General features: G+C 38.1%; 21 protein-coding genes and 1 pseudogene. 8 read left to right on the top strand and 14 right to left on the bottom strand.

All coding sequences use genetic code 11. The annotated features are described in order from the left end of the window. Positions 1 to 193: 193 nt before the first annotated feature. Positions 194 to 466 (bottom strand): isoleucyl-tRNA synthetase, encoded by a 273-nt coding sequence (locus ACUN24_RS01015; protein WP_445560858.1) that lies wholly within the window; start codon positions 464 to 466, stop codon positions 194 to 196. After that, on the bottom strand, positions 463 to 651 hold the full coding sequence (locus ACUN24_RS01020) for a hypothetical protein (RefSeq protein WP_445560859.1): 189 nt from the start codon (positions 649 to 651) through the stop codon (positions 463 to 465). Before ACUN24_RS01020 ends, ACUN24_RS01015 begins: the two co-directional genes overlap by 4 nt. 84 nt (positions 652 to 735) lie before the next feature. On the opposite strand from ACUN24_RS01020, the gene ileS reads away from it, so the two are divergent. The 5 genes from ileS (at position 736) to ACUN24_RS01045 (ending at position 7,179) form a co-directional block, all read left to right on the top strand. Continuing rightward, positions 736 to 4,137, top strand: coding sequence for an isoleucine--tRNA ligase (gene ileS, locus ACUN24_RS01025; protein ID WP_445560860.1), 3,402 nt, complete (start codon positions 736 to 738; stop codon positions 4,135 to 4,137). A gap of 30 nt (positions 4,138 to 4,167) precedes the next feature. After that, positions 4,168 to 4,551: a TraR/DksA family transcriptional regulator gene (locus tag ACUN24_RS01030; protein ID WP_025144123.1), complete on the top strand. Its 384-nt coding sequence runs from the start codon at positions 4,168 to 4,170 to the stop codon at positions 4,549 to 4,551. Beyond that, on the top strand, positions 4,551 to 5,153 hold the full coding sequence (locus ACUN24_RS01035; RefSeq protein ID WP_187591784.1) for a lipoprotein signal peptidase: 603 nt from the start codon (positions 4,551 to 4,553) through the stop codon (positions 5,151 to 5,153). Before ACUN24_RS01030 ends, ACUN24_RS01035 begins: the two co-directional genes overlap by 1 nt. A 607-nt stretch (positions 5,154 to 5,760) precedes the next feature. Beyond that, a complete protein-coding gene (locus tag ACUN24_RS01040; RefSeq protein ID WP_445560861.1) occupies positions 5,761 to 6,279 on the top strand; it encodes a DUF4269 domain-containing protein in 519 nt (172 codons plus the stop codon). Between the two features lie 219 nt (positions 6,280 to 6,498). After that, positions 6,499 to 7,179, top strand: a complete 681-nt coding sequence (locus tag ACUN24_RS01045; protein WP_445560862.1) for a 3-keto-disaccharide hydrolase — start codon at positions 6,499 to 6,501, stop codon at positions 7,177 to 7,179. 198 nt (positions 7,180 to 7,377) lie between these two features. Here the strand turns inward: ACUN24_RS01045 and ACUN24_RS01050 are convergent, their stop codons facing one another. The 4 genes from ACUN24_RS01050 to ACUN24_RS01065 form a co-directional block, all read right to left on the bottom strand. Continuing rightward, positions 7,378 to 7,737 (bottom strand): ribosomal maturation YjgA family protein, encoded by a 360-nt coding sequence (locus tag ACUN24_RS01050; RefSeq protein WP_445560863.1) that lies wholly within the window; start codon positions 7,735 to 7,737, stop codon positions 7,378 to 7,380. 102 nt (positions 7,738 to 7,839) lie between these two features. Further along, on the bottom strand, positions 7,840 to 9,081 hold the full coding sequence (odhB, locus tag ACUN24_RS01055; RefSeq protein ID WP_445560864.1) for a 2-oxoglutarate dehydrogenase complex dihydrolipoyllysine-residue succinyltransferase: 1,242 nt from the start codon (positions 9,079 to 9,081) through the stop codon (positions 7,840 to 7,842). A gap of 74 nt (positions 9,082 to 9,155) precedes the next feature. Then, positions 9,156 to 11,951 carry a 2-oxoglutarate dehydrogenase E1 component gene (locus ACUN24_RS01060; protein ID WP_445560865.1) on the bottom strand — a complete coding sequence of 932 codons (2,796 nt, stop codon included), beginning with the start codon at positions 11,949 to 11,951 and terminating at the stop codon, positions 9,156 to 9,158. 187 nt (positions 11,952 to 12,138) lie between these two features. Continuing rightward, positions 12,139 to 13,413 (bottom strand): DASH family cryptochrome, encoded by a 1,275-nt coding sequence (locus tag ACUN24_RS01065; protein ID WP_445560866.1) that lies wholly within the window; start codon positions 13,411 to 13,413, stop codon positions 12,139 to 12,141. Positions 13,414 to 13,582: 169 nt separating this feature from the next. Between ACUN24_RS01065 and ACUN24_RS01070 the strand changes: the two genes are divergently transcribed. From ACUN24_RS01070 to ACUN24_RS01080, 3 genes are all read left to right on the top strand, one after another. Continuing rightward, positions 13,583 to 15,193, top strand: coding sequence for a DUF4139 domain-containing protein (locus ACUN24_RS01070; RefSeq protein WP_445560867.1), 1,611 nt, complete (start codon positions 13,583 to 13,585; stop codon positions 15,191 to 15,193). A 69-nt stretch (positions 15,194 to 15,262) separates the two neighbouring features. Beyond that, positions 15,263 to 16,165: a TIGR01777 family oxidoreductase gene (locus ACUN24_RS01075; RefSeq protein WP_445560868.1), complete on the top strand. Its 903-nt coding sequence runs from the start codon at positions 15,263 to 15,265 to the stop codon at positions 16,163 to 16,165. Between the two features lie 178 nt (positions 16,166 to 16,343). Further along, on the top strand, positions 16,344 to 17,645 hold the full coding sequence (locus ACUN24_RS01080) for a cryptochrome/photolyase family protein (protein WP_445560869.1): 1,302 nt from the start codon (positions 16,344 to 16,346) through the stop codon (positions 17,643 to 17,645). On the opposite strand, the gene ACUN24_RS01085 is transcribed toward ACUN24_RS01080, so the two are convergent. The 8 genes and pseudogenes from ACUN24_RS01085 to ACUN24_RS01120 form a co-directional block, all read right to left on the bottom strand. After that, positions 17,635 to 18,522 (bottom strand): FKBP-type peptidyl-prolyl cis-trans isomerase, encoded by an 888-nt coding sequence (locus ACUN24_RS01085; RefSeq protein WP_445560870.1) that lies wholly within the window; start codon positions 18,520 to 18,522, stop codon positions 17,635 to 17,637. The two genes, ACUN24_RS01080 and ACUN24_RS01085, sit on opposite strands and share 11 nt — an antisense overlap. 3 nt (positions 18,523 to 18,525) lie before the next feature. Continuing rightward, on the bottom strand, positions 18,526 to 19,017 hold the full coding sequence (locus ACUN24_RS01090; protein ID WP_445560871.1) for an FKBP-type peptidyl-prolyl cis-trans isomerase: 492 nt from the start codon (positions 19,015 to 19,017) through the stop codon (positions 18,526 to 18,528). A gap of 84 nt (positions 19,018 to 19,101) precedes the next feature. Continuing rightward, a complete protein-coding gene (locus ACUN24_RS01095; protein ID WP_445560872.1) occupies positions 19,102 to 19,548 on the bottom strand; it encodes an FKBP-type peptidyl-prolyl cis-trans isomerase in 447 nt (148 codons plus the stop codon). Positions 19,549 to 19,909: 361 nt separating this feature from the next. Beyond that, a complete protein-coding gene (locus tag ACUN24_RS01100) occupies positions 19,910 to 21,703 on the bottom strand; it encodes an acyl-CoA dehydrogenase family protein (protein WP_445560873.1) in 1,794 nt (597 codons plus the stop codon). 187 nt (positions 21,704 to 21,890) lie between these two features. Then, the gene (locus tag ACUN24_RS01105; protein ID WP_445560874.1) at positions 21,891 to 22,244 is read right to left on the bottom strand and encodes a four helix bundle protein; all 354 of its coding nucleotides are present in this window, start codon (positions 22,242 to 22,244) and stop codon (positions 21,891 to 21,893) included. 104 nt (positions 22,245 to 22,348) lie between these two features. Continuing rightward, the gene (locus ACUN24_RS01110; protein WP_445560875.1) at positions 22,349 to 23,524 is read right to left on the bottom strand and encodes an acetyl-CoA C-acyltransferase; all 1,176 of its coding nucleotides are present in this window, start codon (positions 23,522 to 23,524) and stop codon (positions 22,349 to 22,351) included. Positions 23,525 to 23,668: 144 nt separating this feature from the next. Next, positions 23,669 to 26,073: pseudogene (locus ACUN24_RS01115) on the bottom strand (3-hydroxyacyl-CoA dehydrogenase NAD-binding domain-containing protein). Positions 26,074 to 26,151: 78 nt separating this feature from the next. After that, positions 26,152 to 26,586: a MarR family winged helix-turn-helix transcriptional regulator gene (locus ACUN24_RS01120; RefSeq protein WP_445560876.1), complete on the bottom strand. Its 435-nt coding sequence runs from the start codon at positions 26,584 to 26,586 to the stop codon at positions 26,152 to 26,154. Between the last annotated feature and the right edge of the window lie 123 nt (positions 26,587 to 26,709).

Below are 26,709 nucleotides of genomic sequence, written 5' to 3' on the forward strand. Positions count from 1 at the left end.
CTTATTTCTTGCACAAGTCCAGGTTACCTAAACCTGATGGCAGCGACAGCCCCGAAGTATGAGGGCTACAGCGTACAGCAGGACGAACATTAAAATGATTACAGGCCTTGCTTTCCAAAAACCCTTTTAAAACCATATAAGACATTTAAGAACATCTAAGTTCAAAGAGGATAATCACGCTGATTTAAGCAGATTATTCTGTTACAGGCTTTTGATCCTCTTCATCTACCGGAACCTCAACTGTTGGGTCAGTAATGATTTCGGCATTGCCATCTTTATCTTTTTTGGCGAATAAAATTGGATATAACAACCACAACGCACCAATGATAATGAATACACCGGCCAGCATTTGGAGATAGATGCTTCCCTTTACTTCGTAAGCATCTAAAATTTTGTAGGCAATAAAAGAAAGTACGCCAGCTATGAGTACGAAAACGGCTTTCTGCAATTTTAACAGCTTGATCATGGATTCTTTCTTTTTAGTGTTACAATATAGATTAAAACAAAAATTAGCCCAATTAGTTCGAGCAAGCCGCAGAAATAAAAAGCATAAAGTACAAAATCCCGGTCTGAAGGACTTATTACCGCAACAATTGGCAAGGCAATTACGGCAACAATCATTAGTGTAAGCCCGATATTAAATAATTTCACGTTAAAAGTATTTACACCAAAACTACCAAAATTCAGTCAATTCTGTTAACTTTGCAACCTTTAATTTTTTGAGGTACTTGATTGATGTATAGCGAATTTAAACAATTAGAACTTGCCAAAATAGGGCAGGAAATACTGGATTTTTGGAAAAAGGAAAATATCTTTGAAAAAAGTATTTCTTCCCGTCCGAAATCTAATCCGTTTACTTTTTACGAAGGCCCACCGTCTGCCAATGGCATGCCGGGAATCCACCACGTAATGGCGCGTGCAATTAAAGATATTTTTTGCCGCTATAAAACAATTAAGGGTTACCAGGTGAAAAGAAAAGCTGGTTGGGATACACATGGCCTGCCTGTTGAACTTGGAACCGAAAAAGAATTAGGAATTACTAAAGAAGATATTGGTAAAACCATTTCTATTGAAGATTATAACGAGGCTTGTAAAAAAACAGTAATGCGTTACACTGATGTGTGGAACGAATTGACTGAAAAAATGGGCTATTGGGTAGATATGGATGATCCATACATTACCTATAAATCTAAATACATGGAGTCGGTATGGTGGCTTTTAAAGCAGATTTACGATAAAGGACTAATCTATAAAGGTTATACCATCCAACCTTATTCTCCAAAAGCCGGTACAGGATTGAGTTCGCATGAGGTAAATCAGCCTGGCGCTTACCGGGATGTTACTGACACCACAATTGTTGCACAGTTTAAAGCATTAGCCGATACGTTACCAAGCTTCTTACAGGGATTTGATGATATTTATTTATTGGCATGGACAACTACACCATGGACTTTACCATCAAACACTGCTTTAACGGTTGGACCAAAAATCGATTATGTTTTAGTCAAAACGTTTAACCAATACACCTTCTTGCCAACAAACGTAATTCTGGCAAAAAACCTGGTTGGCAAGCAGTTTAGTAAAATTTTCTTTGAAAGCATTGAAGCTGAAGATTTTACAAATTTTAAAGCTGGCGATAAAAAAATTCCTTACCAGATCCTGGCCGAATGCAAAGGAACTGAGTTGGTTGGCATTAGATACGAACAACTTTTAACTTACGCATTACCATATCAAAACCCTGAAAATGCATTTAGGGTAATTTCTGGCGATTTTGTAACTACAGAAGATGGTACAGGTATTGTGCACACCGCCCCTACTTTTGGTGCAGATGATGCTAAAGTAGCTAAGGAAGCTACTCCTGAAGTACCGCCAATGCTGGTATTAGACGAAAATGATACCCCTGTTCCATTAGTAGATTTACAGGGTAAATTTACCAAACATGTTGGCCCTTTTGCTGGTAAATATGTAAAGAACGAGTATTACAATGCTGGCGAAGCACCTGAAAAATCGGTTGATGTAGAAATTGCTATTTTATTAAAAGAAGAAAATAAAGCTTTTAAAGTAGAAAAATATGTCCACAGTTACCCACACAGCTGGAGAACTGATGAACCACTTTTATATTACCCCTTAGATTCATGGTTTATTAAAGTTACGGATGTTAAAGACAGAATGTTCGACCTTAATGAAACCATTAACTGGAAACCAAAATCGACTGGCGAAGGTCGTTTTGGAAACTGGCTTAAAAACGCTAACGACTGGAACTTATCACGTTCGAGATACTGGGGAATTCCTTTGCCGATCTGGAGAACTGAAGATAAAAAGGAAGAAGTATTAATTGGCTCTGTTGAGGAACTTTATAACGCCATTGAAAAATCTATAACAGCTGGTTTCCAGAAAGAAAATCCTTTTAAAGGATTCGAAATCGGAAACATGTCTGAAGAGAACTATGATTTGATCGACTTACATAAAAATGTAGTGGATAAGATTGTTTTAGTATCTCCATCAGGTAAACCAATGACCCGCGAAAGTGATTTAATTGATGTTTGGTTTGACTCTGGTGCTATGCCTTATGCGCAGTGGCACTACCCTTTTGAAAACAAAGAAACCATTGACGGAAATGAAGATTTCCCAGCAGATTTCATTGCCGAAGGTGTGGATCAAACCCGTGGCTGGTTTTATACCTTGCATGCCATCTCTACATTGGTTTTCGATAAAGTAGCCTACAAGAACGTAGTTTCGAATGGACTGGTGCTAGACAAAAACGGTCAAAAAATGTCTAAACGTTTAGGCAATGCTGCCGATCCATTCCAAACCATTAATGAATACGGTGCTGATGCAACGCGTTGGTACATGATTTCTAATGCAAATCCCTGGGATAACCTGAAATTTGACATTGATGGAATTGCTGAAGTGCGCCGTAAATTCTTCGGAACACTTTACAATACCTATGCTTTCTTCGCCTTGTATGCCAATATCGATAAATTCGAGATCGATAAAAATAATTTAAGCAAAGTGGAAGACAGAACGGAATTAGACCGCTGGATTCTTTCGTTATTGCAAACCTTAATCAACGAAGTTGATGAAAGTTACAACACTTACGAACCAACAAAAGCTACCCGCGCTATTCAGGCTTTTGTTGATGAACATTTGAGTAACTGGTACATCAGGTTAAGTCGCCGCCGTTTCTGGAAAGGCGAAATGACAGATGATAAACGTGCAGCTTACGAAACATTATATACCTGTTTAGAAACCTTAGCACAGTTGATGAGCCCTGTGGCGCCTTTCTTTGCAGATTGGTTATACAGAAACTTAACTGTTACCGATGCACATGCGGAGCAATCTGTCCACTTAACTTTATGGAAAGAGGCTGATCAAAGTTTAATCGATACCGATTTGAACGAGCGTATGGTTTACGCCCAGGATATTTCATCAATGGTTTTATCGCTCCGTAAAAAATCCAGCATCAATGTCCGTCAGCCATTAGAGAAAATTTTAGTCCCATCTTTAAGTGGCGATTTCGAACAGAAAATATCAAAAGTTGCAGATTATATCCTTTCTGAAACGAATGTAAAACATATTGAGTTCATTACCGATACACACGGTATCGTGAAGAAAAAGCTTAAACCTAACTTCAAATCATTAGGTAAAAAAGTAGGTAAAGACATGAGCCTGGTTAAACAGGCTTTAGAAAACTCAAATCAGGATGATATCCAGCGTTTGGAAAGTGATGGTTTCATCATCGTAGTTGGAAGCAACGGAGAAGAATTTACCATCAACATAAATGATGATGTAGAAGTTTTTGCCGAAGATATTCCGGGATGGCAGGTAACCAATCTGGGCAGTTTAACTGTGGCTTTGGATGTCACCATCTCAGAAGAACTGAAACAAGAAGGTATTTCCCGCGAGTTGGTTAATCGTATCCAGAATTTGCGAAAAGAATTAAACTTCGAAGTAACCGATAGGATTAAAGTTTCGTTACAAAATGATAACTTGGTGGCTAGTGCAGTTGCTAAAAACAAGGATTACATTTGCGCTGAAATATTGGCCGATGAATTAGAATTAACAGATACTGTAAATAATGCAAACAAAATCGTTATCGACGATGTTGAGTTAAGCATTTCAGTAACTAAAATATAAATCCATATATTAGAAAACTAAATTAAAAACATGGAAAACAGCAACAAAACACGCTACTCAGACAGTGAATTACAGGAATTTAAAGAATTAATTCAAGATAAATTACGCATGGCGAAAGAGGAACTTAACTCTTTAACTACCTCTTTGAGTAACCCTAATGCAAATGGAACTGAAGATACTTCAGGTGCATACAAAACATTGGAAGATGGTTCGGCAACGATGGAAAAAGAGCAGATCAATCAATTGGCTGCCCGTCAGAAAAAATTTATCGATAACCTGGAGAACGCATTGGTACGTATTGAGAACAAAACTTATGGTATTTGCCGCGAAACCGGAAAATTAATCCAAAAAGAGCGTTTACGTGCGGTACCTCATGCTACTTTAAGCATGGAAGCTAAATTAAAGCAGAGTTAATGAAAGGCTATACAAAACCTTTAATTGTTATCTTTCTGGTTTTACTGGCCGACCAGCTGGTTAAAACCTGGGTTAAAACACACATGTACCTTGGGCAGGAGTTCCATATTATTGGTAAATGGTTTATTATCCATTTTACCGAAAATAATGGTATGGCCTTCGGTATGGAGTTTGGTGGCGAATTTGGCAAATTAGCCTTATCGCTTTTTCGTATTGCCGCTGTTGCAGGAATCGGTTATGGCTTACATTATCTAATTAAGCATAAATATCACCGTGGTTTAATCCTAAATGTGGCACTGATTTTTTCTGGCGCATTAGGAAACATTATCGATTCTGTATTTTACGGAAAGATTTATGGCTACGAAAGCTGGTTTCACGGCCGTGTGGTAGATATGTTCTACTTTCCGATTGCAGAAGGCCACTTCCCTACCTGGTTACCGATTTGGGGAGGAGAAGAGTTTGTTTTCTTCAGACCTGTTTTTAACCTCGCAGATGCAGCCATTTCAGTTGGCGTAATACTTATCCTGATCTTCCAGAAAAACTACTTTAAAGAAGACGTGAAGGACGAAGTGAGCATCAACAGTGAGATTGTAGAAGATTAAATTTCAAAACGTCATGCTGGAACTTGTTTCAGCATCTTAACTTAAATAACTGCCCATTTCTTGACTGAGATGGGCTTTTTTTTATAAAATTGTCATTATATAAATCCTATTGGTTGGTGTCACACCGACCAAAAAGAGAACATGCCTTAAATTCATTTGGAAAGCAGGTATAGCAGCAGCTATTTAAGTTCGTTCCCGCTATCCTTACTGCCAATGAAGCCTGTGCTCTAACTGTGTTTCATCAAAAAAATCAGGATAATACCAGAAAGCATTGGCATTCATCCTATCGGGTTTAGTAACTTTGGGTAGTGCAGGAAAGAAAAAAGTAAAGTGCCAATTGTTTATGTTGAATTAAATTCCATGGTCTCTGTCGCGCTAAATAAGTAAACACATTTATTTAAGCGATAATATAAATCAGTCGGTTCGTCATCCTGAATTTATTTCAGGATCTTTCGTGCAATTAGAATAAAACCCATTGGTTAGTTGCACTTCTCTATTATTTGGTGTCACACCAGCCAACAAAAGTTTGGTAAGCAATAGGCATAACAAAAAAATCCAAATCCCAAGGTCGGTGGCTCACTGGCCTAAAGCTAAATATAAAAGAATAATGATCAACTTCCTCGATATATCTTATCTCCAATTTGGCAACGAAAAACAGGTAAAAGCTTATCAGGTTTTAATGGATAATAAGATTTTAGAAAAACTTGCTTTCTATCACCCAATCCTGGTTGGTACCATCCCAATCAATATTGACATTGAAAACAGCGACCTGGATGTGATCTGCGAAGTTTTGGATAAAGGTGAATTTATTGTTCAACTAAATCTCCTATTTGGCAATGAAAAAGACTTCACTATTCATGAAAGCACTAAATTTGAAGCCGTTAAAGCAAATTTCACTATTGATGGTTTGGAAATAGAAATATTCGGACAAAACATCCCCACTACGCGGCAAAATGCTTATCGCCACATGTTAATCGAGTATAAATTACTTTCGGAAAAAGGAGAAGCATTCAGGCAGGAAGTTATCTCCTTAAAAAAGCAAGGTTATAAAACCGAACCGGCCTTTGCTAAACTGTTAGGGATTGAGGGAGATGCTTACGAAGAATTACTTAAATTGGAGTCTTAGCGAGACGCTAAGACTAAATCTTGAAGTTGGAGCCCCACTTGTCATTCTGAACGCAGTGAAGAATCTTAGTCAAAGAAATACAGGAAGTCTACCCACTCAATAAAGATCCTTCATTTCATTCAGGATGACAACCATTTACACTATTTCCCTATACTTTATTCCGACCACTATTATTTCATCATTTTTTAAAATATATTTGGAATACAAAAACCAGATATCATGAAACTCTACTATGCCCTTTTATTGTTCATTACATTGAGCACCTCAGCATTTGCTCAAAAAAGCCTTTTTAACGGCAAAAATCTAAGCGGCTGGCATGTAGATGTCCCTGCAATGGACAAAAAGCCTGATACGATTAATCCGTTTATTGTGCGCAATGGAATGCTGGTAAGTTTGGGCACACCAGGCGGACATTTAATAACCGATAAAATTTACAAAAATTACCAGTTAACTGTACAATACCGCTTTGCAGGCAAACCCGGCAACTGTGGCGTTTTGGTGCATGCCTCGACTCCAAGAGCATTGTACGGTATGTTTCCAAAATCGCTGGAAGTTCAGATGCAACATAAAGATGCTGGCGATTTTTGGTGTATTGAAGAAGATATTACCGTACCTGATATGGTTGCCAGACGCGGCCCGAAAGAAAACTGGGGTGTAAACGGCGATAAACTGCGCCGGATTAAAAATTTAACAGACGACAGTGAAAAACCTGTTGGCGAATGGAATACCATGATTATTCAGTGTTTAAACAAAGAAGTTAAAGTTTGGGTAAATGGCACCTTAGTAAATTATGGCACAAACTGTACTGCAAGTAGCGGACAGATTGCTTTACAGGCAGAAGGTAGTGAAGTAGAGTTTAAACAACTGGATCTGGAACCGATTAAACCACTCTCTAAATAAGAAATTGCTTTAACTCAATCCTAATTGTTAGCCGGGATTTGCAATCCCGTCTTTTTAGCTAAGGATTTTTAATCCTTAAAAGTGGATTCATTAAAATAACTGTTAAAGTATATTGCAAAACAATAGGTTCGGATTACAAATCCAGACTAACGCAGGAACCATAACAGTTCCGGATTACAAATCCGAACCAACATCTTATCAATCCTTAAAACACAAACAGATCAGATAGCCTACAAAATAAGCAAGCAGATCATAAACAGAAAAATAAGTCCCCAAAACAATACTCCAGAACTTATTATCCTGCAGGCCCAACCAATTTACATAATGAATTGCCTGTAAAAATTCGATAGCAAAAGAGAAAATCAATACCCCTAAAGCAAGTCTCTTATTATTGGTAATTAAGAATATTCTGAAGAATGCATAAATTAATACAACCACTAAAACATCACCACCAAAAGGCCGGATAAATGCATCGTGAAGATATTTAGCGATTAAAATTTCGGTTAAGAATATCGCCAGGAAAACAAAGAGGAATTTTAAGTTGAACGTTAATTTCATTTTTCGGGTATAAAAAAAGAAGTCAAGTTTTTCCAGCACATTGGCCATTAAAACTTGACTTCTTTATAAATATATAAAGTCCCGATTACCGGGATTTAGGAATTAGATACCTAACAATAATCTAGAAGGGTCTTCTAATAGTTGTTTCACACGAACCAGGAAACCAACTGACTCACGTCCGTCGATAATTCTGTGGTCGTAAGATAAAGCAACATACATCATCGGACGGATAACCACCTCACCTTTTTCAGCTACCGGACGCTCAACGATGTTGTGCATACCTAAAATAGCCGATTGTGGCGCATTGATAATCGGAGTCGACATCATTGAACCAAATACACCACCGTTAGTAATCGTGAACGTTCCACCAGTCATTTCTTCGATGGTTAATTTGCTATCACGCGCTTTTAATGCCAATTCTAACACCGATTTTTCAATCTGTGCTAAAGTCATGCTTTCTGCATTACGGATCACTGGAACCACTAAACCTTTCGGCGCAGAAACAGCGATAGAAATATCGGCGAAATCATTATAAACCAATTCTTCACCTTCAATACGACCATTTACAGCAGGGAAATCTTTTAATGCTTCGGTAACGGCTTTAGTGAAAAAGCTCATAAAACCTAAACCAACACCAAATTTCTCTTTAAACTGATCTTTATATTTTCCGCGTAAATCCATAATCGGCTTCATGTTAACCTCATTGAAAGTGGTTAACATTGCGGTTTCATTTTTAACGGCAACTAAACGTTTTGCAACCGTTCTACGTAGTGGAGACATTTTCTCACGACGTTCGCCACGGCTACCTGCAGGGGCAGCAGCTGCAACCGGGGCACTCGCTTTAGGCGCTTCTGCTTTTTTACCAGCTTCAGCCTTAACAGCATCATCTTTAGTAATACGGCCATCTACACCAGTACCTTTCACAGCGCCAGCATCAATGCCTTTTTCTGCAAGAATTTTACCAGCAGCAGGAGAAGGAGTTCCCGTTGCGTAAGAGTCTTTAGTCACAAGTCCTGAGTCTTGAGTCTTTGGAGACTCAGCTACTGCAACTGGAGCTTGTGCATCAGACTTAGGACTTTCGACTTCTGACTTAGGACTAGCAGCTGCACCACCATCTTCAATTTTACAAACTACTGCACCAATGGCTAAAGTATCGCCTTCGGCTGCTATGGTTTTTAAAGTTCCAGCTTGTTCTGCAGTTAATTCGAATGTTGCTTTATCCGATTCTAATTCGGCAATAACTTCATCCATTTCAACAACATCGCCATCGTTTTTTATCCAACGTGATAAAACAACTTCGGTTATCGACTCACCAACAGGTGGAACTTTTATCTCTAAACTCATTTTTGTAATGTTATTTTTTTATCTTCTAATAATCAATATCAAACGCTATACGCCAAACGCCTAGCAGAATGCACCTAATCGATCTGAACTAATTTTTTTGTTGCTTTCTTAGCAATATCCTTTACATCCTCGGTAACCGAAACTTCTAAAGCTTTTGCCAAAATATAAGCCTGTTGGTTAGCATGTTGTTTTGCAAAACCTGTAGCCGTGCTGCTGCTCTCTCTTCTCGAAATTACATCAATACCTTTTAATGCGGTTTTGTACAACTTGCGGAACAAATATGGCCATGCCCCCATGTTCTCTGGCTCTTCCTGTACCCAGAAAACTTCCTTAGCATTTTTATATTTCTTCTGGATGGCTTCCATCTGATCAACCGGAGTTGGATACAACTGCTCTACACGAACCAGGGCTACATGTTTTAATTTATCAGCCTGTTGTTTCTCCAATAACTCATAGTAAATTTTACCGCTACAGAAAACAATACGTGTTACCTCTGCAACTTTAACATTTACATCGTCAATTACCTCTTTAAAACCACCTTCAGTAAATTCCTCTAATTTAGAAACACAAGCAGGGTGGCGCAATAAACTTTTTGGCGTAAATACAACCAATGGTTTACGGAAGTCGCGTTTAAACTGACGGCGTAATACGTGGAAGAAGTTTGCCGGAGTAGTACAATTGGTTACCTGCATGTTGTAATCGGCACAAAGCTCCATAAAACGCTCAATACGTGCTGATGAATGCTCTGGTCCCTGGCCTTCGTAACCGTGAGGCAATAACATTACCAAACCGTTTTCGCGTTGCCATTTGGTCTCTGCACTTGCAATATACTGATCCACAACGATTTGTGCTCCATTAAAGAAATCACCAAATTGCGCTTCCCAGATGGTTAATGCATTTGGATTCGCCATGGCATAACCATACTCAAAACCTAAAACACCATATTCTGATAAGTGCGAATTGTAAATATCAAATGCAGCCTGTTGATCTGAAATATTGGCTAATGGTACATATTCTTCCTCGCTGTCTTCAAGTGTTAATACCGCATGACGGTGAGAGAAAGTACCACGCTCTACATCCTGACCGCTTAAACGAACACGTTTACCTTCTGATAACAAAGTACCATAAGCCAGCTGCTCGCCCATTGCCCAATCGAAAACATTGGTCTCGTTAACCATTTTACTACGTTCAGCAAATAACTTTTCGATTTTTTTAAAGAACTTTTTATTTGATGGCAAAGCAGTAATGCGTTTACCAATTTCTAACAAAGTAGATTTTTTAACAGCAGTAACAGGTGAAGATTCGAAATCTTTTGGCGTTGCCATACGCAAATCTGCCCATGCACCACCAAATTTAACTTCGGTACTACCTGCAACATATTCTTTTGCTTCGTTTAAGCGTTCCTGCAAAATACCACGAAAATCTTTTTCCATTTCTTTTGCTAAACCAGCTTCCAACTTACCTTCTTTAGTTAACTGATCGATATAAATTTCCCTTGGATTAGGGTGTTTTTCGATTGTTTTGTATAATAATGGCTGTGTGAATTTAGGTTCATCAGATTCATTGTGACCGAAACGACGGTAACAAAGAATGTCGATAAAAACATCGTTTTTATATTTCTGACGGTATTCCATTGCCAGGTTAATTGCATAAACCAAAGCCTCAGGATCATCACCATTTACGTGGAAAACCGGAGATAAAGTTACTTTAGCAATGTCAGTACAATAGGTACTGGTACGGGCATCTTTATAATTGGTGGTAAAACCAATCTGGTTATTAATTACCAGGTGAATGGTTCCACCGGTTTTATAACCTTCAAGACCTGCCATCTGAATCACTTCATAAACAATACCTTGTCCGGCAACTGATGCATCACCGTGAATCAAAATTGGTGCTAAACGGCTGTTATCGCCACCATATTTGAAATCGATTTTCGAGCGGCTCATGCCTTCTACCACACCATCAACCGTTTCTAAGTGTGATGGGTTAGGGCATAAACTTAAGTGAACGCTTTTACCTGAAACAGTAGTAACATCTGTAGAATAACCTAAATGGTATTTTACATCACCACCAAATGGGGTATCCGGATTGTAGCTTTTACCTTCAAACTCAGCAAAAATATCTTTGTATGTTTTTTGCATGATATTGGCCAACACGTTCAAACGACCGCGGTGAGCCATACCAATCACAAATTCTTCAATTCCCAGTTCAGCACCTTTTTCGATCACTGAATCTAAAGCGGGAATTAAAGCTTCCGCACCTTCTAGTGAAAAACGTTTTTGACCCAAAAATTTGGTTCCTAAGAAATTTTCGAAACTTACCGCTTCGTTTAATTTCCGGAGAATACGTTTTTTCTCATCGATTGAGAAATTAGGCGTGTTACGTGCACTTTCCATTTTTTGCTGAATCCAGTTCAACACTTCCGGCGTACGTAAAAACTTATATTCTGCACCGATAGAGTGTGCGTATGTTTGTTTTAAAAAGGCTACAATATCTTTCAATTTTGCGGCACCGATACCAATCTCCATACCAGAGTTGAAAACGGTTTCTAAATCAGCATCAGATAATCCAAAATTTACCAGATCTAATGTTGGCAAATGTTTACGTCTTTCGCGAACCGGATTAGTGTGCGTAAATAAGTGCCCACGGCTACGATAGCCATCAATCAGGTTTAAAACATTAACTTCTTTTAAAAATTGTTCAGGCGTTTCTGCCGTTACTGCAAGTGCCTCCGATCCTCTTCCGAAATCAAAACCTTCGAAAAATTTCTGCCACCCAAATTCAACAGACCCAGGATCTTGTTGATAGGATTGATATAAAGACTCTATATATTCGGCGTTTGCGCCGTTAAGATAAGATAATTTATCCATTATTAACTGTTTACTATAAGCATTACAAAATTAGAATTTTACCTTATATAAATGGCAAAAATCTCGATTAAAATGAGAATTATTGAATGTGAAAATTATTGAATGAGTGAATAATAAAAATACCACTTGTATTAACTGATAAAATTTCAATTCCATCATTCAACACTCAATCATTCAATCCTCACAACTATGATGCCCAAGTTAGAGAGTAATTGCCTTTTGGATCAAGGTTTTTGATATTTTTATCAAGATCGAAAACACTTTTTGATTTCTGATCGTTACCTACACCAGCTATATTAGCCCAGTTCCCCCAATTACTTGCAGGATTATAATCAATCAGCTTTTCTTCAAAATACGCTGCACCAAAAACCCAGCTTACTTCTAAATTATTGATCAGATATAAGGCAGCGGTTTGTCTGGCAATGTTCGAGATGAAACCGGTCTGATTTAGTTCCGTCATCACCGCATCTACCACAGCAAAACCTGTTTGTGCATTCTTCCATTTACTAAAGTTATCCTGCTCATTCGCAATATCAATCAAGCCTTGGCTGCCAAAACCATCCGGACTGAAAAATGTATTGCCATATTTTTTGAACATAAAACGGAAATAATCCCTCCACAGCAGTCCCAGTAAAATATGATTAAACATGGCTTTAGTGTTAGGTACACCTTCCATCTTTTTAATTTCCCAGTATACTTTTCGTGGCGATAAACTCCCCATGGCTAACCAGGCTGATAATTTTGAAGCCAGAATTAAGTTTTTAGTAGTTGCAGCCTGTTGCATGGCCACAATCACTTTTTGAAGATGGGCCAAACCTTCTGCCTCGCCACCCACAAATTCAAAATCGGAACGTTGATCCTTTTGTTGAGGTGTAAGATCAAGGTCTGCTAAAGAAGATAATGTACCCCAGTCAATCACTTCAGCTACATTAATCCGATCAGGTGCTGCAAAACATGGTTTAATAATCGAATCGCGCTCAATTTTCTTTTTAAACTGATTAAAGGCATCAGGAATATCCTTGATCGGAAATGGTAAATCTTCCTTGTTATATAAGGTATGACCAATAAAATGTTTAAGGTTGACCCGCAATTTCCAAAGTGCATTTTCTACTAAAGTTGAAACATGCGTTTCTTCCCGTGCTACTTCACGGTGATGGTAAACTTCGGTAATCTCATATTCCTGCACAAGCTGAGGAATAATATCTTCAGGGTTGCCTTCAGCAATCAGCAGGTTTCCGCCAATCTGTTTTAAAGCATTGCGTAATCCTAAAACACTTTCTAAAATAAACTGTGCTCTGATGTTACCTGTTTTTAACGTACCGTATTTTGTTTCGCCAAAAGAACGGCGATCGAGAATGTAAACAGGCAAAATCGAATCAGATTTAGCAATTGCCTCGACGAGCATTTCGTTATCATGCAAGCGAAGATCATTTCTAAACCAGACTAAAATTTTTTTGGACATCTTTTATCGAAAAGGGTGTAAGAACGCTTTACAAATTTATCTTATTTTTCTTCTTCATCAAACCCCTGAATAATTCTTTACAAATAGGAAACAAAAAAACTATTTATGGAAAACTGGCTATCAACACATCCTTCAATCAAATATTGATACCTACACCTTAATAAAAACTATGAAACAAATACTCATCAGCCTGTTATTTCCAATAAGCGTATTTGCGCAGCAACAGATAAAAAGTAAAGCCATACTGGAAAGTGTAACGGTTTACAACAACGGCGCTCAACTTTTACATAAAGGAAAAGTAAACCTCCCAGCCGGAACATCAGAAATTGTAGTCAACAATATTTCCGGGCGGGTAAATGAAAACTCGATACAAGTTAGTGTTTCGCCGGGAGTTACCATTTTATCCGTTCAATTCAATAAAGATTTCCTGAATACCGATGCTGCCAATCCTGAAATTAAAAAACTGAGCGATAGCGTTAAAATAGTAAGCAACGAATTAACCAAAACAAAAAATGCAAAAGCCATTGAAGAGCAAACTTTGCTTTTACTCGACGAGAACAGAAAATCGGGTGGCACAGCTAATGGAACAAATGTGGCCGAACTGATTAAATTAGCTGAATACTACCGTACAAAAAATGCAGAAGTTAGGAATGCCATCTCAGCACTCACACTAATAGAGAATAAACAAAACCAAAAACTAAACGCATTGCAACAGCAGATTTCAGAATTAAGGAACAATCCTAACCAGCAACTTGGGCAATTGGTTCTTCAATTAATGGCAAATGAAAATATAGATGCCAGTTATCATGTTTCGTATGTTACGCCAAATGCAAATTGGCTGGCCAGTTATGACATAAAAGCGATGAGCACCTCAAATCCGTTAGGCATAGTGTACAAGGCTGCGATTACACAGAGTACAGGCCTCGATTGGAAAAAAGTTAAACTTTCTTTATCTACCGGTAATCCAAATTATAACATTACTGCCCCCAATTTAAACCCCTGGTTTGTATCTTCCAATCCACAACAAATACGGATCAGGGGCATGGCATCACCCATTGACGAAAAAAGCGAACTAAATGAAGTTGCAGTTGTGAGCTATGGTGCTAACAAAAAGAAAAATCTTACTGGTGCAGTTTCTACTGTGAACGATTATACTACTGTTAATGAGACTCAGTTGGGCGTAACATTTGATATTGACATCCCTTATGATGTGAACAGCGATAACAAATCCCATACCGTTGCATTTAAAGAATACGAAGTGCCTGCCAGATACAAATATTATGCTGCTCCAAAACTTAGTAGCGATGCTTATTTACTGGCTGATGTAACCGACTGGGAAAAACTAAATCTCCAGGCCGGGAATGCAAATATTATTTTTGAAGGAACGTATACCGGAAAATCATATATCAACCCAGCGAACATTTTAGATACACTAAGTTTAAGCATGGGAAAAGATAAAAAGATTATAATCACAAAAGAGAAACAACAAGATTTTAGCAGCACAAAATTTATTGGTACGAATAAAAAACAGGTTTTTACTTATCTGATCAAGATTAGAAACACCAAAAAAGAAACGATAGACCTATCACTTAAGGATCAATATCCGCTATCAACAGAAAGTGATATTGAAACCGAATTGTTAGAGAATAGCGGCGCAGAGATAAACAAAGAAAACGGAATGCTCTCCTGGCAGTTAAAAATTGCGCCTAACGAGACCAAAACCATCAAATTAAGCTATTCGGTTAAAGCCCCTAAAAATAAAATCATTGCGGGACTGTAGTCTTTAGTCTTTAGTCTTTAGTCTTTAGTCTTTAAAAAAACCCTTTCGTATCTTTAGTGTTTTAAAAAGATGGCTAAGAAAATTCTGATTACCGGGGCTACGGGACTTGTGGGTACTGAACTGAAAAAGCACTTGCTTAACAAGGGTTATGAGGTGAATACACTTTCTCGAAAGAAAGATAACGATGCGAATAATTTTGTGTGGGATGTTTATAAAGGGACTATTGATGCTGATTGTTTAAATGGCGTAAAAGCCATTATCCATTTAGCAGGGGAACCGGTTGCAGATAAAAAATGGACCGATGAACGCAAAAAACAGATCATTGATAGCCGTGTAAAATCAACAGAATTACTCTTCAAAACCATTAAATCTAAACCTGATCATCAGCTAAAATCTTTCATTTCTGCTTCGGCAGTTGGTTTTTATGGTGATTGCGGCGATGAAATTTTAACAGAAGAAAGTTCAAACGGTTATGGATTTTTAGCTGAATGTTGTAAACTTTGGGAAGATGCAGTAGACCATGGCAAAAAATTGAGCCTCCGGATTGTAAAACTCCGGACCGGAATTGTATTAAGTAATCACGGCGGTGCTTTACCACAACTCGACAAACCTGTTAAGTTATTTGCAGGAGCGGCTTTGGGCACGGGAAAACAATGGACGCCCTGGCTACATATTAATGATATGGTAGAAATGTATATCGAAGCCATTGAAAACCTTAAAATGGAAGGCTGCTACAATGCCTGCGCTCCTTTTCCGGTCACCAATAAAGCATTAACCAAAGCTATTGCCAAACAGATTCATCGTCCGGCCTGGCCGATCAAGGTACCTAAAAAAGCATTGGAATTATTACTGGGAGAACGTGTTGAAGCCGTTTTAATGAGCAATAATACTTCTGCACAAAAAATTCTGGATGCGGGGTTCAAATTTAAATTCACACATCTGGAGGACGCTTTGAAAGATTTGTACAAATAGTTTTAACTATGCAAAATAGCCGTCATCCTGAATTTATTTCAGGATCTTCTCACTATAAATTCGCCACAAGATGCTGACCACGTAGTAGCTACAAGGCAATTGAAAACGCTATACCTACTTGTAAAACAAGTTTAGCATGACGTAAAAATAATTTTAGTTTTCTTATAATTCTCCTTTAATGAATCCAATATCCATTCTCTGGTTCCGTCGAGATTTACGTTTAGCAGATAATGCCGCTTTATATCATGCACTAAGAGGCAATTACCCAGTTTTGCCACTTTTCATTTTTGACAAGAATATATTGGATAAACTGCCCAAAGATGATGCCCGTGTAACTTTTATTTACCAAACCATCGAGGATTTAAAGAAAGAACTTCAGCAGCAGGGGTCAGATTTACTGGTAAAATATGGTGAGCCTGAAAAGATATGGCCCGAAATTCTAAAGGAGTACAACGTTAAGGAGGTGTACACCAATCATGATTATGAGCCTTATGCCCGCGAACGTGATGATAACATGGCGGAGTTTTTAACCAGCGAAAAAATAGCTTTCAAAACATTTAAGGATCAGGTAATTTTTGAAAAGAACGAAATTTTAAAAGCCGACAAAACACCTTATACCGTTTTTACTCCCTTCTACAAACAATGGCACGCGAAACTGAATGACTTTTATGTAAAGGCCTATTCTACTAAAAAATATCTTAAAAATTTATTACAAATCAAACATCTGCCTCTACCAACTTTAAAAGAAATGGGCTTTGAGAAGAGTAATTTGGATTTTCCTAAAATCAGTTATAAAAGTAAACTCGATAATTACGCAACAGAACGCGATTTCCCTGCGCTTGATAGCACTACACATATCGGCCTGCATTTGCGTTTTGGAACATTAAGCATTCGGAAAGCAGTTAAAGATGCATTGGAAGCAAAATCAAATGTCTGGCTTTCTGAATTGGCCTGGCGGGAATTTTATATGACCATCCTTTGGCATTTCCCCTACTCCGCTTTCGATTCGTTTAAAAAACAATACGATAAAATTAAATGGCGTAACAGCGAAGCCGAATTTAAAGCCTGGTGTGATGGCAATACTGGTTATCCTATAGTAGATGCGGGCATGCGCCAGCTTAACCAAACCGGCTGGATGCACAATCGGGTACGCATGATTGTGGGCAGTTTTTTAACCAAACATTTGCTGATTGACTGGCATTGGGGAGAAACCTATTTTGCAGAAAAACTATTGGATTATGAAATGGCGAGTAATGTTGGCGGCTGGCAATGGGCTGCAGGATCAGGGAACGATGCTGCGCCTTATTTCAGGGTTTTTAATCCTGAACTGCAGACTAAAAAATTCGATCCCAAATTTGAATATATTAAAAAGTGGGTACCAGAATTTGGAACAAAAAAGTATGCCCAACCAATAGTTGAGCATACTTTTGCAAGAGAAAGGGTTTTAAAAGTTTTTAAAGAGGCTTTATCTAATTCGTAACACTTACGATCTCGATATCAAAATCTAATACAGCATTTGGTGGGATTCCATTATAACCACCTTGCCCATAAGCCAGATCAGAAGGAATAAATAACCTAATTTTTGTACCTACTTTAAAATTCGATAAAATAGCCCAACCTTTTATTGTATTTGCTAATTCAAAAGAAGTAGCTGTACCATTTGATGAGTCAAATTGAGTTCCACTTAAAAGCCTGCCAGTATAATTTACAGATAAAGTACTAGAAGGAAGTACCTGCGCTCCGGTTCCTTGTTGAGTAACGATATAACGCACTCTGGATGGATCCTTTATAGCTGTTAATGAATTGGCTGATAAGAAGTTATTAATTTCCAATTCGTTAATTTCATGTACTTTTTGTTGCGAATAGATACCGACCTCAACAAGAATATTCTCATTAGATCCAATATTTAAAACACTCACCCCATTTTTTCCAAAAGCCAAGTGAGATGGCATAATTAATGTTGCATTACCACCTTTCTTAAGCTTGGCAAGCACCTCTCTGATCGGTGTAAAAACATACGATATATTATTTATCGTAAAACGATCTGTATATCCCAAAAAAGTACGGGATATCATTACATTAGAAGTCTGATACAATACCTGCCCAGATAAAGTTTTAAATGTGTTAAAATAAAAAACCGAATCCTGATTTTGAAATGCATCGCCAGTACCAGGCGTATTGATTTTATAATAATAGCCTTTTGCATCTTTATCGAAAGTAAGATTATTTTGTTTAAGATAAGCCTGAATAGCTGCATCATCCACGCTTTCTATCGGCTCATATTCCTTTTTGCACGAGCTGAAAACTACAGTAGCCAGTAAAAGTGTAAATAGGCCTAGTTTAGTAAATTTGTTCATTTATTATTGTACGTCTGTAAGTGTTATAGTAAAATCAAGTATTGAATTTGCCGGAATCAAAGATGAGGGTGATTGTGTTCCATAAGCGTAATAAGACGGTATGATCAATCTGATTTTACCCCCTTTTTGTATTTTTTGAATCCCAAACTGCCATCCTAAAATAACATTTCCAAGTTTAAAAGAGATTGGAGTTCCTTTGGAGCTATCGAAAATAGTACCGTTTAATAATCTGCCTTCATAATCTGCAGTAATTACTGTAGAGGTTAGATAACTTACGTTTCCTGTTCCGGGAGCTATAATCTGATAAAAAATACCACTCGCATCTTTTGTTGCCGGGATATTATTAGTCTTTACAAAAGCACTTATTGCAGTCGTATCAGCCTTAAACTGAGGGGTAGGATCGTAAGAATCATCAATAGACACATTTTTCTTACAAGCTGCAAAGCATCCTGCCAGGCATATCAATAAAATAATATGTTTAAATTTAACCATCATCCGCAAAAATAAGCTTTTAATACGGATGCTACAATTTTTAACCTATTTTAACAAATAAGCCTATTGTTAACACTTAAGATAGACCTACTGTGTGTTCGAAAGCTGGATTGTAAAATCTAATACCGAATTACCTGGAATAGAACCTACGGCTCCGCTTCCATAACCTAAACCTGGTGGAACAATTAACCTGATTTCACCGCCTTTTTGGATTTTAGGGATACCTATTCTCCAGCCCTGTATTAATTCTGCCAGATTAAAGGTCTGCTCTTTGCCGCCACCATTATCAAATACACTTCCATCTAACAACCGGCCTTCGTATTTAATCGTAATTTTAGTATTGCTGGGATAAGTAAAAGAACCCGAACCAGGTTTAATGATCTGATAATATAAGCCAGAGTTATCTCTAACGGCATTGATATTATTTTGTTTAATAAAATCAGTAATCTGTTTTTCAGGATCCTCATCTTTTTTACAAGATGAAACTACAGCTACACATAAAAAGAGTATGGTGAGGAATCTAAATTTAATCATGCGCAAAAATAGGATTTAATATCATAAAGCTAAAGGCTTATTATTTTTTCAACTTATGTCATACTGAATTTTAATTTACTACATAAAAATCAATATAAACGACAGTAATCAATCTATTTGTAAAAAATTCTCTCAAGTTACCGTCATTTCGAGCGGAGTGCAACGCAGTCGAGAAATCTGCCTTGATAGATCTCTCCATTTCGCTATGCTACAGTCGAGATGACGACCATTCTACTGATGTCCTGTCAATTCGTACCTCTGCATGGCAGCATATTCTAGGCCACTGTAGAATAAAAAAAGGTTTAGCGCTTGAGTAATGCACCCAAACCCTAAACCTTAAGCCCTACACCTTAAACCTACCTTAAAAAATATATTTATTTGCTTCAATAAGCTGTTGTGCAACTCTTTGACGGGCATCTTTAACATTAAACGGCTCTACTTTTGTAAATCGGCGCAAGCCAACCAACATCATCCGTTGCTCATCACCTTCGGCAAAAGCCCAAAGTGCTTCTTTACCTGCTTTGGCAACACCGTCAACCGCTTCTACTAAATAAATTCTTAATAGATCCAATTGGCCTGCAACTGCTTCCTCTCCACGGGTACTTGCTAATTTTTCTGTTCTTAATAGTGCCGATTCCAACACATAAACATAACTGGCCATGTCGGCAATGTTCATTAAAATTTCCTGCTCTTTGCTTAAGGTCATCATTAACTTTTGAACCGCAGCACCAGCTACCATTAAAGTTGCTTTTTTCAAATTCGAGAGTACTTTTTTCTCTGCAGCAAATAAGGTGGTATCTTCTTCACCAAAATCAGGGATGCTCATCAATTCGGCTGCTACGGCAGTGGCTGGCGTCATTAAATCCAATTCGCCTTTCATCGCGCGTTTCAGCATCATGTCAACGGTCAACAAACGGTTAATTTCGTTTGTACCTTCGAAAATCCGGTTAATACGTGCATCGCGGTAAGCCCTATCCATTGGCGCATCAGCACTAAATCCCATTCCACCGTAAATCTGCACGCCTTCATCTACTGTGTAGTCTAATGCTTCAGAGCCCCATACTTTTAAAATGGCGCACTCTACCGCAAATTGCTCTACAGATTTCAGCCTTGCTTTGCCAGATTCCATTCCACCTGCAACCAATTGATCGTAAGTATCATCAATATTCTGTCCGGCACGATAGTTTGCCGAATCAACAGCATAAAGTTTAGCAGCAATTTCTGCAATTTTGAAACGGATCGCACCGTATTTAGAAATAGGGCGGCCAAACTGGATCCTTTCATTCGAATAATTAATCGCTGTGTTCAAAGTTGCTTTTGATGCACCAATAGCAGCTGCAGATAATTTGATACGGCCAATGTTTAAAATATTTACCGCGATTTTAAATCCATTTTCCCTGTCACTCAACATATTCTCAACAGGTACCAGGCAATCATTAAAGAAAACCTGACGGGTTGAAGATCCTTTGATCCCCATTTTGTGCTCTTCCGGATTCATCGTGATGCCACCGAAATCTTTCTCCACAATAAATGCGGTTAAGTTTTTATCATCATCAATTTTCGCAAAAACGATAAAAATATCGGCAAAACCACCATTGGTAATCCACATTTTCTGCCCAGTAATGATATAATGTTTACCATCGTCGCTCAGTTTGGCCTTGGTTTTACCAGAGTTCGCATCCGAACCCGAGTTTGGCTCAGTTAAGCAATAAGCTGCCTTCCATTCGCCCGAACCTAACTTAGGGATATATTTTGCCTTCTGTTCTTCGTTACCATAATATAGAATCGGTAATGTACCAATACCGGTATGAGCAGAAAGTGCAACAGCAAAAGAGTGGCCTGCACCTACCACATCTGCAACCAGCATAGAAGTATTGAAGTTTTTACCAAAGCCGCCGTACTCTTCCGGTACTGAAACGCCAAGAATACCCAATTCACCAGCTTTGGTTAAAAGTGTTGGCATCAGCTCAGGATCTTCCTGTTTGTCAATTTTATCTAAATTAGGATAAACCTCAGCCGCCAGAAAATCGCGACAGGTTTGTGCAATCATCTGTTGCTCTTCGTCAAATTCTTCAGGGATAAATACTTCCTGATAAGTGGTATCCTTAATTAAGAATTCACCGCCTTTAATTGTCTTTTTTTCAGTTGTTTCCATTTTAATAGTATCTAGTAATGAGTATCTGGTATCAAGGAAAAGCTTAAACACCAGATATCACCAAATTTTAATATTGGGCAGCTATTATCAGGCATCAAAACTCTGTTCAAAAACTTGATATCGCTTTATTATTTTTTCTATTATTTCTTTTATTCAATCTGGACATTTTATACTCAAACCATCCTGCTTACACTTTGATACTTCTATCCAAAGCATAAACCATTTTTTGAATCTCAGTAGTTTTCTCAATCAAATCGGCTGATAATTCATCATCTAGTAATTCAAGTCGATTTGAAATAATCAATTGTGTCTCTAACTCAAAAGCTGAACCTTGGCTTATGTTCAAAAAATATTTGAATTGAGCACCACTTCCTCTACCAGCCCCCTCAGCTATATTCGAAGGAATTGATACCGAACATCTTTTCATTTGCGAAATCAATCCAAATCTTTCTTCATTCGGCAACAGCGATGTCGCTTTATAAACTTCAACAGCTAAGTCGATTGATTTTTTCCAAACTTTTAACTCTTTAAAATTGTGCATATTTATTAGTATTAGTGACTGAGTAAAATGTGGGATGACTTATTAACTAGTTTATTCACCATGCTATTAAATCTTGATACTACATACTCATATCTCGATACTATCTAAAAAAGTTCAAATATCCCCGCTGCACCTTGTCCGGTTCCTACGCACATGGTTACCATTCCATATTTTTTGTTTTGTCTTTTTAATTCATTCATAATCTGCACAGTAAGTTTCGCGCCGGTACAACCTAGTGGATGCCCCAATGCAATTGCGCCACCATTTACATTAATTACCTCAGGATTTAAATCCAGTGCTCTGATTACGGCTAATGATTGTGAGGCAAAAGCTTCATTCAGTTCGATTAAATCGATATCTTCTTTTTTCAAACCAGCTTGTTTTAATGCCTTTGGAATCGCCTCAATTGGTCCAATACCCATGATGCGTGGCGGAACACCTGCGACACCATAACTTACCAACCTGGCAATAGGCTCGGCATTCAATTCCTTCATTTTCTTTTCAGAAACCACCAGCACAAAGGCTGCACCATCAGATGTTTGCGATGAATTACCTGCGGTTACACTTCCAACAGCATCGAATACAGGTTTCAGTTTCGCCAACTTTTCTAAAGTAGTATCAGCACGCGGACCTTCATCGGTATCAACCACGTAAGAACGGGTTTTCTTTTTCAGGTTGGCATCCAGGTAATTTTCATTTACCGTAATTGGCAGAACACCATCTTTTAAATGACCGTTTTTAATCGCATGAATAGCTTTCTCATGAGATTTTAATGAAAAAGCATCCTGATCTTCACGGCTCACATTATATTCTTTGGCTACTGCTTCGGCGGTTAAGCCCATACCCCAATACCAATCTGGATTGTTTTTTGCAACCTCTGCATTCGGCACCAGTTTCCAGCCACCGAAAGGCATTCCACTCATTACCTCAACGCCACCTGCAATGATACAATCGGCCATTCCTGCTTTTATTTTAGCAACTGCAGTGGCAATGGTATCTAAACCCGATGCACAATAGCGGTTCACTGTAACACCAGGAACTTTATCGGTATCTAAACCCATTAGGGAGATCATACGTCCAATATTTAAGCCTTGCTCTGCCTCTGGTGTAGCGTTACCTACTATTACATCATCAATCTGTTCGTTATCTAAATTCGGAACTGATGCCACTAAAGCCCTGATTACCTCTGCGGCTAAATCATCAGCTCTTGTAAAACGGAATACGCCACGGGGTGCTTTGCCCACTGCTGTACGATATCCGGCTATAATATATGCTTCCATTGTTTAGTATCTAGTAGTTAGAATCAAGTATCGAGACTTAATTCTAGCATTATTATTTTATTTGTTATTTACTATGAGTAATTTTTTTCGACAATCGCATCTTGATACTCTTATCTTGATACTGATATCTCAACATTTACCTCACTAATTCCTCAACGGCTTCCCTTTTGTAATAATACTTTGAATCCTTTCCAAACTCTTTCTTTCACCCGCAAGTGATAGAAATGCTTCTCTTTCCAGATCCAATAAATATTGCTCGGTTACTTCTGTTGGGGATGATAAATCACCACCGCACATGACATAACCTAATTTTTCGGATATTTTTTTATCGTGCTCAGAAATGAAATGTCCGGCGTACATGCTGTTTGCACCGGCGTAAACAATTCCTAAACCTTGCTTTCCTAATACTTTAATATCGTTGCGTTGTACGGGTTTCGTATAACCTGCATCAGCCAGTTCTATTGCTTTTGCTTTTGCATCAGCCAGTAAACGGTTCCGGTTCATTGAGATTGAGAATTTATCTTTCTGCAGATAACCCAGTTCGTAGGCTTCGTAACCTGAAGTGGAAACTTTAGCCATACCAATGGTTAGGAAGCGGTCTTTCAAAGCATTCTGCACAATCTGATCGTCTTTAAATTCATCAGAAGCACGCAAAGCAAATTCTTTTGTTCCGCCGCCACCAGGGATAACACCCACACCAAATTCAACCAAACCCATATAAGTTTCGGCCGATAGCTGCACGTGATCGGCATGTAAGCTAAACTCGCAACCACCGCCTAAGGTTAAATTATGTGGTGCTACCACAACCGGAATAGAAGAATAACGGATACGCATTGAGGTATTCTGGAACATGCGGATCGCCATGTTCAATTCATCCCACTCCTGCTCCACCGCCATCATAAAAATCATTCCCACGTTTGCACCAGCAGAGAAATTTGCCCCATCATTCCCGATAACCAGACCACGGTAATCTTTCTCGGCCATATCAATGGCTTTGTTGATACCTGAAATTACATCACCGCCAATGGTATTCATTTTAGTGTGGAATTCTACATTCAGAATGCCATCGCCCAGATCGATAATGGAAACGCCTGAATTTTTCCAAAGAGTTTTATTTTCGCGTAGGTTATCTAAAATGATAAACTCATCTGTACCCGGTAATGCTTTATAGGTTTTAGAAGGAATATCGTAATATTTTTTAACGCCATTTTCTACTTTATAGAATGAAGTATTTCCGGCATCAAGCATTTCGTGTACCCAAGCCGCAGCTTTATTGCCGTATTGCTCCATTCCTTCGATGGCTTCTTTTATGCCAACGGCATCCCAAAGTTCGAAGAGCCAAGTTCCCAACCGAAACCTGCTCGCATGGCATCGTCAATACGATACAATTCATCAGAAATTTCAGGGATTCTGTCTGATACATATTCAAATAAACCAAATGAAGAATGGCGGAACAATTCGCCTGCCTTATCTTTTCCTTTGGCAAAAATCTTCATACGATCACGAAGGTTCTCCACCGGCTTGGTCATTTCTAAAGTCGCCGATTTTACTTTTTGCTGAGGCTTATATTCAAGGGTTTTTAAATCTAACGCCAGGATTTCGGTTTTACCGTCAGCAGATTTAGTTTTTTTATAGAAACCTTGTTTAGTTTTATCGCCAAGCCATTTGTTCTCTTCCATTTTTTGCACATATGCAGGAAGTTTAAACAAATCGTGTGCTTTATCATCCGGACAGTTATCAAAAAGCCCTTTAGCCACTTTGATCATGGTATCTAAACCTACCACGTCAGACGTACGGAAAGTAGCCGATTTTGGTCTACCCAACGCTGGTCCGGTAAATTTATCAACCTCTTCTACTGTCATATCCAGTTTTTCAACCAAATGCAACAATGCCATAATGGAATAAACACCCACACGGTTTGCAATAAAGGCTGGTGTATCCTTACACAAAACAGTTGTTTTACCTAAAAACTTGTCACCATAATGCATCAGGAAATCAACAATTTCCGGCTGCGTATGCGGCGTAGGAATAACCTCCAATAATTTTAAATAGCGGGGCGGATTGAAAAAGTGAGTTCCACAGAAATGCGATTTAAAATCTTCACTTCTTCCCTCAGCCATTAAATGAATAGGAATACCAGAAGTATTTGAAGTAATTAAAGTACCTGGCTTACGGAATTGCTCTACCTGTTCGAAAACTTTTTTCTTGATATCAAGATTTTCGACAACGACTTCAATTACCCAATCGTAACCGGCAATTTTCGACATATCATCATCGAAATTCCCAGTCTTGATTTTATTTAATGCTTTTTTGGTATAAACTGGCGATGGATTTGTTTTTACAGCCGTTTGCAAAGCTGTATTTACAATCCGGTTTTTTACAGCTGGGTTATCCAGTGCTAATCCTTTTGCCTGCTCTTCAGGACTCAAATCTTTAGGGGCAATATCCAGTAGCAAAACCTCAACACCAATATTGGCGAAGTGGCATGCAATACGGGAGCCCATAATACCTGAACCTAGAACAGCAACTTTATTAATGCTTCGTTTCATCAGTATATATTTTCTTTTTATGGTCCGATGTAACCTGTTATATAAAAAATTACACAGCAGATTTCATGATTATATTTGTTAATCAACAGTATAGGCTACTGTGATATCATTTAGTTTGACAAGCAGGTTAATAAAAGTCTCTTTTTCTTTTTTCGAAAAATGCTCATCAAGATATTCATTAAATTTTCGCACAACGCCCTTGGCCAAATGTTTTTTCTCTTTACCAAAATCAGTTAGAAAAACTTTTACCGAACGTTTATCGCCTGCAGATGTTTCACGGTAAATGAGGTTAGCCTCTTCCATGTTATTTAACATACGGGATAAACTGGTTGCCTTAACGCCAAGCAAGCCGGCTAAATTCGAAACCGCAGTTCCTTCAGCATCATCAATATTAATAAGCATGTAACCAATGGCCTGGGTAATCCCAAAACTAGATGCCATTTGATTGTACTTATTAAACATATTTTGCCAGGCAAACTTAACATGGTAATCTATGGTTTGTTGTTGTTTCATTTTCACTAATTTATTATGCTTGCATAACAAAGCTAATGAATGTATTTTGTTAATGCAATAGAAAAATTCAAAATATTTGTCAAATTTTTCTTATCATAGTCATACACAAAATGAAAACACATT

Source organism: Pedobacter sp. WC2501, from assembly GCF_052682415.1.

Bases quoted from the DNA above. Each gene is read 5' to 3' on its own strand.
- ACUN24_RS01090 (WP_445560871.1), bottom strand. From the start codon at position 19,017: ATGATGGTTAAATTTAAACATATTATTTTATTGATATGCCTGGCAGGA.
- ACUN24_RS01100 (WP_445560873.1), bottom strand. From the start codon at position 21,703: ATGGAAACAACTGAAAAAAAGACAATTAAAGGCGGTGAATTCTTAATT.
- odhB (WP_445560864.1), bottom strand. From the start codon at position 9,081: ATGAGTTTAGAGATAAAAGTTCCACCTGTTGGTGAGTCGATAACCGAA.
- ACUN24_RS01110 (WP_445560875.1), bottom strand. From the start codon at position 23,524: ATGGAAGCATATATTATAGCCGGATATCGTACAGCAGTGGGCAAAGCA.
- ACUN24_RS01095 (WP_445560872.1), bottom strand. From the start codon at position 19,548: ATGATTAAATTTAGATTCCTCACCATACTCTTTTTATGTGTAGCTGTA.
- ACUN24_RS01105 (WP_445560874.1), bottom strand. From the start codon at position 22,244: ATGCACAATTTTAAAGAGTTAAAAGTTTGGAAAAAATCAATCGACTTA.
- ACUN24_RS01080 (WP_445560869.1), top strand. From the start codon at position 16,344: ATGAATCCAATATCCATTCTCTGGTTCCGTCGAGATTTACGTTTAGCA.
- ACUN24_RS01050 (WP_445560863.1), bottom strand. From the start codon at position 7,737: ATGAAATTAACGTTCAACTTAAAATTCCTCTTTGTTTTCCTGGCGATA.
- ACUN24_RS01085 (WP_445560870.1), bottom strand. From the start codon at position 18,522: ATGAACAAATTTACTAAACTAGGCCTATTTACACTTTTACTGGCTACT.
- ACUN24_RS01120 (WP_445560876.1), bottom strand. From the start codon at position 26,586: ATGAAACAACAACAAACCATAGATTACCATGTTAAGTTTGCCTGGCAA.
- ileS (WP_445560860.1), top strand. From the start codon at position 736: ATGTATAGCGAATTTAAACAATTAGAACTTGCCAAAATAGGGCAGGAA.
- ACUN24_RS01070 (WP_445560867.1), top strand. From the start codon at position 13,583: ATGAAACAAATACTCATCAGCCTGTTATTTCCAATAAGCGTATTTGCG.
- ACUN24_RS01030 (WP_025144123.1), top strand. From the start codon at position 4,168: ATGGAAAACAGCAACAAAACACGCTACTCAGACAGTGAATTACAGGAA.
- ACUN24_RS01035 (WP_187591784.1), top strand. From the start codon at position 4,551: ATGAAAGGCTATACAAAACCTTTAATTGTTATCTTTCTGGTTTTACTG.
- ACUN24_RS01065 (WP_445560866.1), bottom strand. From the start codon at position 13,413: ATGTCCAAAAAAATTTTAGTCTGGTTTAGAAATGATCTTCGCTTGCAT.
- ACUN24_RS01040 (WP_445560861.1), top strand. From the start codon at position 5,761: ATGATCAACTTCCTCGATATATCTTATCTCCAATTTGGCAACGAAAAA.
- ACUN24_RS01015 (WP_445560858.1), bottom strand. From the start codon at position 466: ATGATCAAGCTGTTAAAATTGCAGAAAGCCGTTTTCGTACTCATAGCT.
- ACUN24_RS01075 (WP_445560868.1), top strand. From the start codon at position 15,263: ATGGCTAAGAAAATTCTGATTACCGGGGCTACGGGACTTGTGGGTACT.
- ACUN24_RS01045 (WP_445560862.1), top strand. From the start codon at position 6,499: ATGAAACTCTACTATGCCCTTTTATTGTTCATTACATTGAGCACCTCA.
- ACUN24_RS01060 (WP_445560865.1), bottom strand. From the start codon at position 11,951: ATGGATAAATTATCTTATCTTAACGGCGCAAACGCCGAATATATAGAG.